The organism is Saccharibacillus endophyticus, from assembly GCF_013185185.1.
Taxonomy (GTDB): domain Bacteria; phylum Bacillota; class Bacilli; order Paenibacillales; family Paenibacillaceae; genus Saccharibacillus; species Saccharibacillus endophyticus.
The window spans coordinates 179,236-192,782 of sequence record NZ_JAAZWE010000001.1 but is presented as its reverse complement, the minus strand read 5'-3'; the positions used below and the strand labels follow the sequence as shown (position 1 = coordinate 192,782).

Sequence of the window (13,547 nt, the reverse complement as noted above, 5' to 3'; positions counted from 1 at the left end):
AACGTCCTCCCCAGGCACGGCAAACAGCCGTTAGCGGATCTGCTATGCGCTAACGGCTGCGCAATCGAATTCAATTTTCGCTGAATGACTATCCCTCGGATACCACGCAGTCTTTGCCGGCATGCTTCGCCATATACAAACGCCGATCCGCGATCGCCAGCAGCTCGGTTCGTCCGATCGAACCGCCGTATACGGTGTGCACGCCGATGCTTGCGGTTACGGGCAGACTGCCCGTAATCGGACTCCAGTCCGCGCCGCGAATCGCCCGGCACAACCGATTCGCCAATTCGCGGCCTTGTTTTTCGTCCGCGCGCGGGAACAACGCCACGAATTCTTCGCCGCCCATCCGCGCTACCGCAGCCGGTTCGGCCGCCGCCACCGACAAAATTTTGGCGACGTTGATCAGCACGGTATCACCGACGACGTGCGATAACGTATCGTTGACGCGTTTAAAATGATCCAAGTCGATAATCGCGATGGTGAGAGCCTCGCCCGTTTCTTTCGCTTCCTTCAGCAAGGTGTCGATATGCTCGTCGATGAAGCGCCGATTACGCAGTCCCGTAAGCGGATCGCGCAGCGCCATTTCGCGGAAATGCTCGCTGCTCTTGCGCGCTTCCTCGGCTTCGAATACCGCTTGGAAAATATGGGCCTTGGCTTCGCGCTCCGCGGAACGCAGCGCCTCGGATTCGTCGTGGAACAAGCGGTGCTCCTCGTACGCTTCCTTATAACGACCCGCCGCCGCATACAGCTCCGACTGACGCAAACGAACGCGTACGCTCAAAGCCGCCAGACCGTGATCGTCGCATAGATGCTTGGCTTCATCCAGCATCGCCTGGGACTCTTCCAACTTATCCTGAAGCAATTGAGCCTGAGCAATCGTCAGCATGCATTCGGGCAGCGAAGCAAGCTCGCTCAAACGACGCTCGGACGGATCGGTAATGACCGGCAGTAACGTACGCTCCGCCTCTTCCGGCCGACCCAGCAGCATTTCTCCCTTCGCGATCGTATCCAGCTGCATCGCGTTAAGCGGGAATCCATGGACGGCGGATAGATCGCGAATTTTCACGATCAGTTCTTCCGCCTTTTCCAGATCGCCCAGATCGTAATACGTGAACGCCATATTGTTGAGCGCATACAAAGCAAATTGTACGTCCTGGGTTGCATTCGCGATCTCGAGCACTTCGTCGAAACGCTGCTTCGCGTCGTCGTAAGCCCCCGATTCATCGAGCGCGAGCGCCAGCATCATCAAGTGGTCCGCACGCGTAGCCGGTGCGACGCCGCCGGGAAGATGCTTTAACCCGCGCAGCGCGTGCTCAAGCGAGCTGTCATTATCCCCGAGCCGCCGGAAAAACCCGGCAAGCAAGCGGTGGCTGCGCGCCAAAATATACTCATGGTCATTCTCTGCGGCCCACGCATTAATCTCGCGAATCAGACGACCGCTTTCGGCGATTTTCCCTTGGCGGCCCAGTACGTCGGCATGGATGAGGCGAGTTCGTTGGGTCAGATCCTCGCGGTCCAATCTGGCGGCGACACCGAGTGCCTGCTGAACCGGCGCAATCGCCGAATTCACGTCGCGGTAAGGCTGGACTTCCAATAGGTCCAGCAAGCGCGAAAATTCTTCGGCCGTGCAGCCTTCCGATTCGCTCTCCCGATCAAGCAGTCCCCAATCCGGCTGTTTGAACTGTGTGCCTTTTTTATACATATGTTGTCCCGGCAAGGTGACTCCTCCCCCATCGCAGCAGCGTTTTCCGTTCGAATCGTTTACCTTTTTAGCGTACACAATTACTAAGTATACAATATACTACGGGCCTTTAGCGCTAAAATCAATGGTTTCATAAGCATTTTCCAAGCAAATTTTACCTATGAATATAGGAAAAAAGACCGGATGGAATGTTTCCGCCCTGGTCTTTTTAACACGATCAATTTTGTCCCAATATGTCGAGCAGCGTTCCCGGAATCCGGAATTGCTGGCCGTTGATATGAATGGTCTTCAACATTTCGCGTTCTTCGGCGTCGTGCGCGTCCTTGATCGCCTGTACTTCATGCTGCAAACGTTCCATTTGCAGATCGAGCGAGCTGGCGGAATCCGCAGCCGTTTTCAGCTCGGACAACAGTTCGCTAGGCACGTCCTGATTGTATTTGTAGAAGATTTTATGTTCCAGGCTGGCCCAGAAATCCATCGCGATGGTGCGAATCTGAAGCTCCACGCACACATGCTCCGTCCGGTCGGACAAGAACACCGGCACTTCGATCAACAGATGCAGGCTGCGGTAACCGTTGCTTTTCGGATGGGCAATGTAGTCCTTGATGTCCAATACTTTAAGGTCGTTCTGCTGCTGAAGCATCTCGCTGACCTTGTAGATATCGGAAATGAATGAACACGTAATACGCAGGCCGGCGATATCGCGGATATGCTCCTTGATCGAGGTCAGGGAAATATCGTGCTGCTTGCGAATCAGCTTGTTCACGATGCTCTCCGGCGACTTGAGGCGCGACTTGGTATGCTCGATCGGACTGTAGTCGTGCAGCGTCTGAAATTCCTGCTTCAGGATGTCGATCTTGGTTTCCATCTCGTCGAGTGCAAACTTGTACGTCATCATAAAGCGGGTTACTTCGTCGCGGAACGACTTCAGCTGCTCCATCGGGATCCTTTTATTCGTAAAATCCAAAGCATTGTTTTCCATGAAATTTGTTTCCGTTCCTCTCTGCAGGGGGCACCGAATTCGGCATCCGGCCGCCCGTCAAATATTCGTCATATCATGAATATCGGTCACTTTAAGTATAGAGGTTACCCCGCAGTTTTACAAATTTCGAGCTTGGTGCGCTTGGAATCAAATATCCTGTCTGGCATACAGCTTGAGCGACAGCAAAATGGACAGGGACAGCAGGATCAGTATGGAAATCGAGGCGATCGACAGCTGCATGCCTGCGCTGCCGACTCCGCCGAATATCCCGTGCTGCATGATGTCGTAGTTCTAGGCTGTCGAGAAAGTTAAGTTTGTGCGGGAAGCGAGAAGGCTCCGAGAGAAATTCGTTCCGGTCGCGTGTTGAAATCGGGAAAAAGGATTGAATTTTTAGCGGAATTTTCCCGATTTCAAAGGCGATCATTCCATTCCTTCACTGAATTTCTCTCTCCACCTTCTCGCTTCTAGCTACGTTAGTCTTTATAGACATGTTGAAACCACGGGAAATTACCGTGGTTTCAACATAGTAAAGAGTATACATTTAGGCACCTGCTTCGATTCTGCACTCCCGTATAGGGAGCGACAGTACCCACTTTCAGTCCTCGCCCAACAAGGCTCTGAGGGCTCAAAAGTGCGAACCTGCCGGGGATTCTATGTGAGCTTCAGGTTCGCACTTTTGTAAGCTCGCATTCATCCCGTATTTGCATTCACAATAAAAATCCCGGAAACGTCTCTTTAACGTTTCCGGGATTAGTCTGCCAGCTATTGCTTCTATACTTCCAGACAAGGTGGGGCCTTTGCTCGAAGTAAGAATCGTTTCACTAGTGGCTTATTAAAACGAATAGGCCGCCCACTACCATCTACTCCGCCTTAACCAGAATCTTCACCTGATTCTTCTCTTTCAACAGCGTCTCGAATCCTTCGCTCAACACCTCATCCAACCCGATCCGCTTCGTTACCAGCTTATCTGCCGGGAAGTAGCCTTGATCCATCAGGCTGATAACCGCAGGGAACACGTCGCGGTAGCCGATGATTCCGTTCACGGTGCGTTCTTTCATCACGATGCGGTTCGGCATGATCGGAGCTTCGGTCTCGAAGATGCTGACGATCATCAGCTCGCCGCCGATATTCGTCGATTCCAGAGCTTGCGTCAGAACCGGAGGCACGCCGGTAACTTCGTAAGCGACGTCCACGCCGCCGTTCGTACGGGCATGCAGCTCGGCAACAACGTCGAATTCTTTCGGATCAAGCACGATCGCGCCTAGTTCGGCTGCTTTCGCTTTACGTTCCGGGGATAGCTCGACCGCATAGATTTCCGCAGCGCCGGATGCTTTGAGCGCTTCGATCACCAGCAGACCGATCGGACCTGCGCCGAATACCGCGGCTTTATCGCCGACTTTCAGTTTGCTTTGACGCACGGCATGCAGCGCAACCGCAGACGGTTCAACCAATGCGCCTTGCTCGTAAGAAATGCTGTCCGGAATTTTGTGCACCATATAATCTTCAGCCGTTACGTATTCGGAGAATCCTCCTCCGCCTCCGGCGAGACCGAGAAAGCCCATTTTTTCGCACAGATTATATTTGCCTTTCCGACAAGCTTCGCATGTTCCGCAAGCATAAATCGGTTCGACCACAACGCGATCTCCGGCTTGTACGCGAGTCACGCCTTCGCCCGTTTCCACGACGCGGCCGGAGAATTCATGCCCCATCACGACCGGAGCGACTTCGCCCGTGATCGGATGCGGATCGCTTGCCGGGATAAAGATAGGGCCTGCCGTATATTCGTGCAGATCGCTGCCGCAAATGCCGCACCATTCCACTTTGATCTTTACTTTTCCGGGAAGAGCTTTCGGCTCCTCGATCGTCTCCAGACGCAAATCCTTCGGTCCATGCCATCTCAATGCTTTCATTGCCGGTCATCTCCTTCGATTGTCTTCACACTACGCATTCCGGTTATTCCGGAAACGTTTCCGAAATCAAATATGTCACAGTTCTGACACATTGTCAAACCAATCAAGCAGATATATCCTTGCGTTTCATAGACTTTTTATCATCAAAAACCTTAAAAACAAGCTTTTTAAAGCCGTTATGCCCGAATTTCAACCTTGCTTATGGATGGAATGATATAATAAAGAGACATAACAGAGTTTTCAAAATTTTTCGGAAACGATTCCGAAAACCCGAATAAGGCAGGCGATCAATGTGGCATCGAAGAAAGTAACGATCGAGGATGTGGCCCGGCATGCCGGAGTCGGGATCGCAACCGTTTCCCGGGCGATTAACAACGGCGAAGGGATTAGCGCCAAGACCCGGACCCGCATCCTCCAAAAGATAGAAGAACTCGGCTTCGTCCCCAATACATCCGCGCAGAGCCTGAAGGTTCGTCTAACCAACCAAATCGCGCTCGCCGTGCCGGATATCCGCAACGCGATCATTCCGGATATTGCCTGGGCCGTCGAGCAAGCCGCGAAAGCGCACGGTTACCGGGTCGTCCAGATCAACACGGCGGGCAACGCGCGGGCCGAGCTGGAAGTGGTTCGCGATATCAAAAAGCTGCATGTGGACGGACTCATCATCATGCCGCTGGCCTACCCGAAAACGCTGCCCGAGCTGATCAACAAAGCCGGCGTGCCGATTTCTGTGATCAACTACGGTAAGCAGCTGGACTCTACGCTTCAAGCGGACATCGTGTGTTTGTCCATGCTGGAAGGCCAGCTCGTGATGGATCATCTCAAGCAGATCGGCCGCAGCCGTATTGCTTATGCCGGCACGCAAAAAGACGTCATCGAAGACCGCTACCTCGCCTATGAACGCGCACTGGATCGGGTAGACGCTTCACTGGTGTATTTCGGCGACGACTTTTCGTTGCAAACCGGAACACGCGCCGCCGATTATTTTCACGGGTTGGCCCATATGCCGGATGCCGTGTACGCGGTGAATGACATGGTCGCGATCGGACTCGTGAACCGTTTCAAAGAACTCGGCGTGCGCGTACCGGAAGAAGTTGCCGTCGTCGGTGTCGATAACAACCAATGGACCACGATCAGCAGCCCGCAAATCAGCTCCGTTTCCATCATGGGCAGCGAAGTGGCGCGATTGGCGGCAGAACTTTTACTCAAACGTATCCGTGATCAAATCATCGGCGATTATGAAAAAGTCCAGTTCGAGCCGCGTCTGATCGTCCGGGAGTCAAGCGTGTCGCTGAAGCGCTCCGCGATGCACGACGCCTAAAACACGCCAAAAAGCACCGTTCCAAGAACAAATTCATGTTCTGGTAGCTTGACCAACCTTAATCATAGGTTTACGTGTGGCTGAAACGCACACGCTTTAGGTGCGTTTCAGCCGGGCGTAACCTTACATTTAACTTGGTCAAGCTACTCGGTCGGTGCTTTTTTCATTCTATCGTACAGCCTCACTCTGATTTCGATCCCAACAAGAACGCACGGAATTCGGTCAGACTATCGAATTTCCGAATATCTACGCCCTGCTCGCGGAAAAAGCGTTCCAGCGTCACTTCCAAGCGGTTCGCAGCGGATTGAAGCACAAACAGATTGGCAGGGTCAAGTACCGATACGAGTGAAGGCAATTTGGCCTGTTCGGCAATCTTTCGCCCCGCCTCTTGCGCTTTTTTCCCAACTTTCCAGTGCCCCGTTTCGCAAAATACGAGGAAGCTGTTCAGTTCGCTCTCCGCATGCACCGCCGAGAAAAAGGCCAGCTCATAATCCTTGCGTTCGCAAGCCGATTGCACTTTATCCAGCAGTCCTTTGAACTCTTCGAAAAACCCTTCGGCTCTTTGCGCATAATCGGGCGTTGGAGGCTGAAGCAGGCTTCTCCGGTCGTCAATGACCCCTTTCACCGCATCCGCCAGAAACTCGCAGGCTCCAATGATCGCAGGCGGTTCCGCACTTCGCATGATCGTATTCATCACCTGTTCCAGCTCTGCTGGGCGAACGGGCAGATTATAGATCTCCGTGAGATTCTTGCCCCACCCTTTGCGCAAATAAGTCCGGTTGACCAGCGCAATCGCCTCCAGCACCGGAGCCACGACCTCGAATGCCTGAAGTCGGTAAAAGGAAAGGGATTTCCCGATGCCTGCACGTCTCATTTCCCACAAAAACGGATACACGCTTTTCAACTTTGCTTCCGCCATATCCAGAAACTTCTCTTCTCCCTCGAACGAACGCATATCCTTGATTTGAAGCTTGAGATGATTGAAACGCTCCAGATCCTCGTCGGATCGCACATACAGCAGCTTGCAGTCGGCCAAAATTCCGGTTTTACCGTCCTCCAGCCGCGCCATGCGTTCCGCCCGTTCCCAATCGATCGGCCAGAAGTCAAAGCTGATTCCGTTCAGGATAAAAGACAATCCGGCGTTATAGCCTTTCGGATTTGCCGGAATATAGAAAAAGTCCAGGTCGGAGCATTCGGTTGCCGTACCGTCGGTATACGAACCATAATAAGCCGCAATCGCGACATCTTCTGCATAATCCCGCTGAATTCGCTCGATGAGCGCCGAAGAAACGTCGAAAACATTAACCTTTTCCATCGCTGAGCCCCCCGTTATTCGCCCGCTTTGAAGACGGCAGGCTTTATCCCTTATCCTATCATCCGCCCCGCGCACATAGCAAAATCGGCAAAAAGAAGAAGCGATCTCTCGCTTCTTCTGCTCCTTTTCCCTGCATCGCCCCCGACAACTAGTAGCTTTACCAAGTTAAATGTAAAGTTACGCCCAGCCGAACGTAAACCTATGATTAAGGTTGGTCAATCTACTGGCTCATGCCGAGTCTTATTTTACCGATACCGTCATCGCTAACGCTTCGAGCGGAACGCGCTGCGTCTCGATCTGATACACGACGTCTCCCTTGTTCCACGCTACGATATTCTGCACCGCGTCTCCGCCTTGCTGATACTTTGCGCTGATCCGTCCCGCATCGTCCGGTGCCGGAAGCGAGTGCGTCTCCAGATAGTCGACCATTTTCCGCGCTATTCCCGGTTGATCCATCTGATCTTCGCTCAGCGATTGGATTTGCAGCACCCAGCGTCCTTCTTTCCAGGTTAGATACTGCGTACCCGCCGCGCCTTCCTGCATGCCTTGAATACCGTTCCCCAGATCGACCGCCATTTCCGAAGAAATATCCTCCAGATCGGAAGCCGGGAAAAAGATGTCTTCGCGGCTTAACGGATCGGCATAACTCTCCGCGTTCACGATCGCAAGGATCGGCGTCTCTCCGGTCGGCGCCAGGGAGTCATCGTCTACAGGCACAACTTCTTCTGTCTCGTAAAAGACCACGTTGAACGCGGCCTCTTCGTTTTTCTCGATCGAAGCCGTCAAATAATGTCCGTCCGCAAGCTCGAATTCCGTCGGCAGCACAGCATCTTGAAGCTTCAACTGCGCGCGGACTTGATCGATTACGCCCTCCGCATCCGGCACGTTCGCATCTTCCGCCTGATCAGTGCCTTCCGCAGAATCTTCTTCCGTCTGCTGTGCATCCGGACTTTCCGCTGCGTCTTCTCCGCTCGTTGCCGGTCCCGTGCCGGGAACGACATTCGCTCCGCCGTCTTCGGCTGCCGCATCGGCGGGCGCGTTCGCTTCTTCCGGCGCGTTGCCCGACGTATTCCCGCAGCCGCTGAGCGCAAGCGCCACGATTAACGCGGCGGGAGCCAGCTTCAGCGATTTGCGTAAATAGGGACTCGTTCGAGGTGTTCGATTCATGCTGATCTCCTCCTTACTTCTACGTAACCCCATTACCCGTAAGAGAAGCTGCCAAACAATCGTCTTTTTAAATTCGGGAAATAAAGGGATTTATGGTCGGTTTAATGATAGAATTGAGTTAGTTAGCAAAAACAATAAAAAGGAGCAGAAGGAATGTTAAAGGGAAAAATAAGCGCCTGGCAAAAAGCAGGCTTTGCAGTCGTCATTTTAATAGCCGCGATCGCGCTCTTTGGATGTGTGAAGCAGGTACAAGCATCAGGAGCTTCACGGTTGGAAGTTGAGTTTGAATACATATTGTCAACGGATGGGACTTCGGTCATTCCTCAAGCGAAGGTGATTGAATTTGATTTTGAGACCGGTATGGTGACCAGCAAAGTGCTGAAATTTCCGAAAGCAAGTCAAAAGATCCCTAAAAAAGCACAGTATAAAAGTAAAGAAGATTCTTCGAAGACAGAAGCTTTTTCGGCAGATTTTGATTCTTCACGCGTATTTTCCTTTGAAAATCAAATGAAAGTTTATGTAGTCGCTCACCTTAACTCTTATACCAAACAAAAACCTGCTACCAAAGTTCTTCAACATGATTTCATTTATGAATTTGATCCAAAAACAGAAAAACTTATTGTACTCAATAGCAGCAAAATGATTGACCCTTCCGCTTATCCGGCGATAACGCTTTTTCTTGATATTCCGGGCTACATGATTCGAAGAGTGCCACACGGCGAAGCCAAATATGAAGCACGTACAACCGAGGTCTTTTCTTTACCTACCAAAAAACTGATCACTCGTATTTCTGAAAAAGGATGGGTTCAAGAAGGGGTCTATCGCAAAATTCCATACTTGGATGTTCATGACTATATCTTAACCACCTCCAAGAATCCAGAATACTCTTATTATCAAGTGTCCGGGAAAACCTATCAATCGCCACCCCGATATTACACATTTGACGGGAAAGCCATAGCTAACGAAGACCTTTTCCCGAGTACAGAAGCTAGTAGAATCAAATCAGGATCTTATGAATATGTCGCCTACAAGAACGAAGCGACGAACCTATGGCGTGTCGGCTACAAAGTAGGTAAAAGCGAAAAAATCATCCCACTCACCTCAAGCCAAACACATAGTCGAATCGAACTCTCTAACCATGATCAATATCTGGTTATCCGCGAGTTTCCGAAACTTAAATCAAACGGAAAAACAGACTACAGCACTTCGAATCTGATCATTATTGATCTTCGAACGGCTAAAATTCTGCATACCATCAAAAATGTGCTTCCGGGAGCACCGAGTTGGCTTCTCGATCGTGTAGATGGAGATATAGTTTCAATCAGCTCCATGGCTTATCTCCATTTACCTACGGGTCTCATAAGCAAAGTTCTGCCCAACTCAAACAACCGGTACGAAAACAAATCTGCTTTATCCGGTTCTACGCAGGGATTGCTGAGCCTTCAGCCTCCCCCTACTACTTATGTAGACGGAAGAGCGATTACTTTTGCGGGACAAGGTCCTTTTATGACTCACGACAACCGCTGGTATATTGAAGCAGGAGACTTCGCCAAAGCAGTCGATGCCAAGCTCACCCGTTCGAAAACAAACATCACGCTTACAAAAGGCAGCAAAACACTGACCGTTCCCGCATCGGACAAAGACGCCATTTTCTATGCAGGCAAAGCTTATATTCCGCTCGAACGCCTCAACGAATCTATGGGCGTAGTTGCTGCTTTTATGGATTACGCCTCAACTTCGGATCGCTATAGCTACGACGTTCTGCGTCTGTTCACGCAAGATTTGACGGAAAGCCAAGTCGCTGCCGATCCAGCAAAGTACGAGTTTATCGAAGAATTCGAAGTCTTTTACAATTCGTATTACGAGGTCGAAAAAGGAAAAGTCGTCGCTAAACCAACAGTCGGCATGCAAGGTTACTATTCGGGGAACACGACGCTTATTTTTAAAGACGGCCGTTTGAAAAACGCTTATGCGGCAATCGGCAGCAGCACGCTTCGCAATATCAACTTGCACTTACAGCGCGCTACCGATCTGGATGCGATTTACGGCAAGCCGAAAGTCAACAAAATCGGCGAATATACGCTGCGTTGGTACGAGATGGACAATCATTTCCTTGTATTTGAATGTCTAGGCAATACGATATGGAGAATTGCCTATATCACCAAGTCATAGTCGCCCAAAAACAAAAGGATTCCCTTCCCCGCCACCCGGAGAAAGGAATCCTTTTCAGTTACCTGCATCTCTGCTTCAGCCCAAAACGCCCAGCAAGCAAAATTATGCAGCGTTCGCAAACGAGCCGACTTCAACTTTGATACTTTGCGTCGAAGTTTCGCCAGCCGCGTTTTTCAGCACGGCTTTGTACTCGTAAGTACCGGGTGCTTTGCCGCTGATTTTCGTTACGGCGCTTTGAGCGCTCGGCGTTGCCGCGTTCAAGCTTTGCGTATCAACCAGTTCGCCGTTTTCATACAGTTCGTACGAAGAAGCGTTCGTTCCCCACCACAGGTTCATCGTCACGTTGTAATTGCCGTCACGATCCCAGTTGTCTTGGGACAGAACCGCTTTTGCAGGAGCCGCATCCGTTACGTTGACGGTCAGAACATTGCTTTTCGTCGTGCCGAAACGGTTGGTCAGTTCCAGCTCGTACGTATACGTGCCGTTTGTTTTGCCTTCTACCGGTACGGACACTTTTTGCGCGCCCGGCGTCGCGTCGGTCAGCAGAGCGCTTTTGATCACTTTGCCGTCTTCGTACAGTTTGTACGAAGAACCGTTATTGCCCCACCACAGGTTCATCGTGACATTGTAACTGCCGTCGCGCAGGCCCGTGTCATGACCGTTGTCGTCAGTCAGCACCGGAGTTCCCGGAGCTGCCGTAGCCGGACCGTCGACAGGTTGACCTGGCTGTTCCGGCTCTTCAACCGGCGGTTCTTCAGTCGAAGCTGCCGGAACGATATCCGATGCGCCGCGCGGCTTCAGTTGGAAAGCACCGCGGAAGATTGCCGATACGCCCGTAATATCAAGCTTGTCGCCCTCTGCATAAGCGAATTGATCTTGGGTCAGACCTGTACGGCCATCTACGCGGACATGCGTAGCCACGCCGGCATCCGAAGTCGCATCGAATTCAAACGTGCCCGCAGGAGTTGCCGCTACGACGTTCGATACCGTTACGTTTTTCAGTTGGATCAGTTGACCTTGGTTAGCGTCCGTTACCGTATCCGCAAGAATCGGGGACGGCAGTTCTGCCGTTCCCGTTTTCTCGATCGCGACCGGCGTCGTCAGTTCAAGTTCCGTGTTGTACAGCGCCAGCGGTGCCGTTACGCGAATCTTGTCGCCTTGGTTAAAGCCGCTCTCGCTTTGGAAAACGTAAATGCCTGCCGTTTCGTCTTGAAGGTAGAACGCCTGCCCCCCGAACGAACCCGGTTGAGTCGTAACTACGCCTTCCAACGTAACCAGCGTGCCTTCAGCTTGCGTGCGAGCCGACGCGATCGTGCTCAACTCGGGAATGCTGCTGCCCGGCTGCTCGATCTCCGGAAGAGGCTGTGCCGGAACATTCGCCACTGTTACGCTCTTCGTGAGCAGGTTCGTGCCGTTTTGACGCAGACGCAGGCTGGCCGCGCCGTTCGTACCCGCTTTGATGCGTACGCCGATATCGCGGTACGCCGTACCGTTGGCATCTGCCGTCACGCTGAACGCCTGGCTGTATCCGTACGAAGTCGGCCAAGTACCGTCCGGATTCTGGATTTGCGCAACTTGCGTACCGCCTGTCAGGTAGATCCCTGCGCTGTAACCCGACGTCGTCGAGTTAGGTGCCAGGTTGTCGATCTTCAAGCGGATTTGGAACTCCTCCGCATTCGGCAGCTGCTCCTGGTGAATCAGGTTGAATACCGGCTGAGTCACCGTTACGGACGATCCGTAAGAACCCGGCTTGAACGTGGATGGATCCCACCATTTGTAGCCGGCTGCCGGATTGGACCATGGTTCCGATTGCGGCTCGGTCGAAGCGGCCGGATCTTCGAACGGCAGCAGGGCCGTCGGTTGATCCAGCGTCAGACCGTCGACTTGCGTCAGATCCGTGTAGTCTTCCTGATCTGCCAGCCAATTGATCGTGTTCAGCAGCAGCGCCGCGTCGTCGACTTCTTTGAAGCCGTCGTATGTCGTCTTTTTCGCGCCCGTTTCTTCGCGCAGATACTTCGGCGTTGCGTCTTCGACCGGCGAAGAGTCGCCGATGAATGCCGCTTTGCCCAGTCCTACTTTGGAAACCGCCACGTAAGGACCTTCTTCGACGCCGCCGCCGTTATACACGCCTTGGTCAACCGCGTTGCCCCAAGCCGCGTTCGTTTTCGGCAGGTAGACGATGCCTTTTGCTTTGGTCGGATCCATGATGGCCAGCGTCGAGCCTGCATGCATGGCAACGCCTTTCACGCCTGCCGTGATGCCGAATGCTTGATCAGCCGCTACGATGTTGTTAGCCGTGATATCGCCCAGCGCGTTATAACGGAAACGAACGCCGAAGTTTTCGCCCAGCCAGTCGGAGCTCACTACGCCCTGCATCGCGGCGGAATTTTTCTCTTCCGTGCTCATGCCTTTTGTCGGGTCTTCCCAAGCGCCGCGGCGGTAGCCGTTGATCGCTTCGGAACCGTCCCAACGGTTTTTGTTGCGGTCCGCGTTATAGTGGTCGCCCACGAAGAAGATACTGCCACCTTGCTCTACGTATTGCAGCATCGCTGCTTGTTCGCTTGCCTTGTACGGAATGTTCGGCTCCGCAATCACGAAGACGTCGTAATCCGCCAGATCCGCATATGTAATCGGCGTCGTTTTGCGCAGTTCTTTGACGTAGTAGCCTTCGCCCGCGATTCCGTTACCGAAATCGGAGAAGCCGCCGTCAATGACCCAGTCCGCCGCACCCGCCGTTTGCGCATGCGTGTTGTCGAACAACACTTTTTTGCCCGCGTTTTCGTTCACAACCTTCGCGTTGATGAACGGTGCCGGATCAGCTGCCGTTTCGGCAGATGCCGGAACCGACGAGAACAACCCGACTTCGAGCGATGCTACGACCGACAGCGCCAACACAGCCTTCAGTCCTTTAGATTTGAAAAGCGAAAACTTACCCACTTTTTAACCGCCTCCTGTTTGAACCTTTTTTTGAGAACATT

General features: G+C 52.4%; 9 protein-coding genes. 2 read left to right on the top strand and 7 right to left on the bottom strand.

Features of this window, described 5'->3' with window-relative positions; genetic code table 11:
- Positions 1-88: 88 nt before the first annotated feature.
- The 4 genes from HRQ63_RS00815 to HRQ63_RS00805 all read right to left on the bottom strand — a co-directional run bounded on the left by HRQ63_RS00815 (position 89) and on the right by HRQ63_RS00805 (position 4,594).
- Positions 89-1,717, bottom strand: coding sequence for a tetratricopeptide repeat-containing diguanylate cyclase (locus HRQ63_RS00815; RefSeq protein ID WP_172237715.1), 1,629 nt, complete (start codon positions 1,715-1,717; stop codon positions 89-91).
- Positions 1,718-1,919: 202 nt separating this feature from the next.
- Positions 1,920-2,684, bottom strand: coding sequence for a GTP pyrophosphokinase (locus tag HRQ63_RS00810; RefSeq protein WP_172237712.1), 765 nt, complete (start codon positions 2,682-2,684; stop codon positions 1,920-1,922).
- 147 nt (positions 2,685-2,831) lie between these two features.
- A complete protein-coding gene (locus tag HRQ63_RS26120; protein ID WP_268239411.1) occupies positions 2,832-2,963 on the bottom strand; it encodes a hypothetical protein in 132 nt (43 codons plus the stop codon).
- Positions 2,964-3,544: 581 nt separating this feature from the next.
- The gene (locus HRQ63_RS00805; protein ID WP_172237709.1) at positions 3,545-4,594 is read right to left on the bottom strand and encodes a 2,3-butanediol dehydrogenase; all 1,050 of its coding nucleotides are present in this window, start codon (positions 4,592-4,594) and stop codon (positions 3,545-3,547) included.
- Between the two features lie 292 nt (positions 4,595-4,886).
- Between HRQ63_RS00805 and HRQ63_RS00800 the strand changes: the two genes are divergently transcribed.
- The gene (locus HRQ63_RS00800) at positions 4,887-5,915 is read left to right on the top strand and encodes a LacI family DNA-binding transcriptional regulator (protein ID WP_172237706.1); all 1,029 of its coding nucleotides are present in this window, start codon (positions 4,887-4,889) and stop codon (positions 5,913-5,915) included.
- Positions 5,916-6,096: 181 nt separating this feature from the next.
- Here the strand turns inward: HRQ63_RS00800 and HRQ63_RS00795 are convergent, their stop codons facing one another.
- Positions 6,097-7,230 (bottom strand): nucleotidyltransferase domain-containing protein, encoded by a 1,134-nt coding sequence (locus HRQ63_RS00795; RefSeq protein WP_172237703.1) that lies wholly within the window; start codon positions 7,228-7,230, stop codon positions 6,097-6,099.
- Between the two features lie 240 nt (positions 7,231-7,470).
- Positions 7,471-8,397: a hypothetical protein gene (locus HRQ63_RS00790; RefSeq protein WP_172237700.1), complete on the bottom strand. Its 927-nt coding sequence runs from the start codon at positions 8,395-8,397 to the stop codon at positions 7,471-7,473.
- 153 nt (positions 8,398-8,550) lie between these two features.
- Between HRQ63_RS00790 and HRQ63_RS00785 the strand changes: the two genes are divergently transcribed.
- Positions 8,551-10,569, top strand: a complete 2,019-nt coding sequence (locus HRQ63_RS00785) for a hypothetical protein (RefSeq protein WP_172237697.1) — start codon at positions 8,551-8,553, stop codon at positions 10,567-10,569.
- A gap of 102 nt (positions 10,570-10,671) precedes the next feature.
- On the opposite strand, the gene HRQ63_RS00780 is transcribed toward HRQ63_RS00785, so the two are convergent.
- Positions 10,672-13,506, bottom strand: a complete 2,835-nt coding sequence (locus tag HRQ63_RS00780; protein ID WP_172237694.1) for a chitinase N-terminal domain-containing protein — start codon at positions 13,504-13,506, stop codon at positions 10,672-10,674.
- Positions 13,507-13,547 lie beyond the last annotated feature (41 nt).

What these genes read in the sequence shown, in the direction of transcription:
- HRQ63_RS00810 (WP_172237712.1), bottom strand. Translation starts at nt 2,684, where the DNA reads ATGGAAAACAATGCTTTGGATTTTACGAATAAAAGGATCCCGATGGAG.
- HRQ63_RS26120 (WP_268239411.1), bottom strand. Translation starts at nt 2,963, where the DNA reads ATGCAGCACGGGATATTCGGCGGAGTCGGCAGCGCAGGCATGCAGCTG.
- HRQ63_RS00805 (WP_172237709.1), bottom strand. Translation starts at nt 4,594, where the DNA reads ATGAAAGCATTGAGATGGCATGGACCGAAGGATTTGCGTCTGGAGACG.
- HRQ63_RS00795 (WP_172237703.1), bottom strand. Translation starts at nt 7,230, where the DNA reads ATGGAAAAGGTTAATGTTTTCGACGTTTCTTCGGCGCTCATCGAGCGA.
- HRQ63_RS00790 (WP_172237700.1), bottom strand. Translation starts at nt 8,397, where the DNA reads ATGAATCGAACACCTCGAACGAGTCCCTATTTACGCAAATCGCTGAAG.
- HRQ63_RS00785 (WP_172237697.1), top strand. Translation starts at nt 8,551, where the DNA reads ATGTTAAAGGGAAAAATAAGCGCCTGGCAAAAAGCAGGCTTTGCAGTC.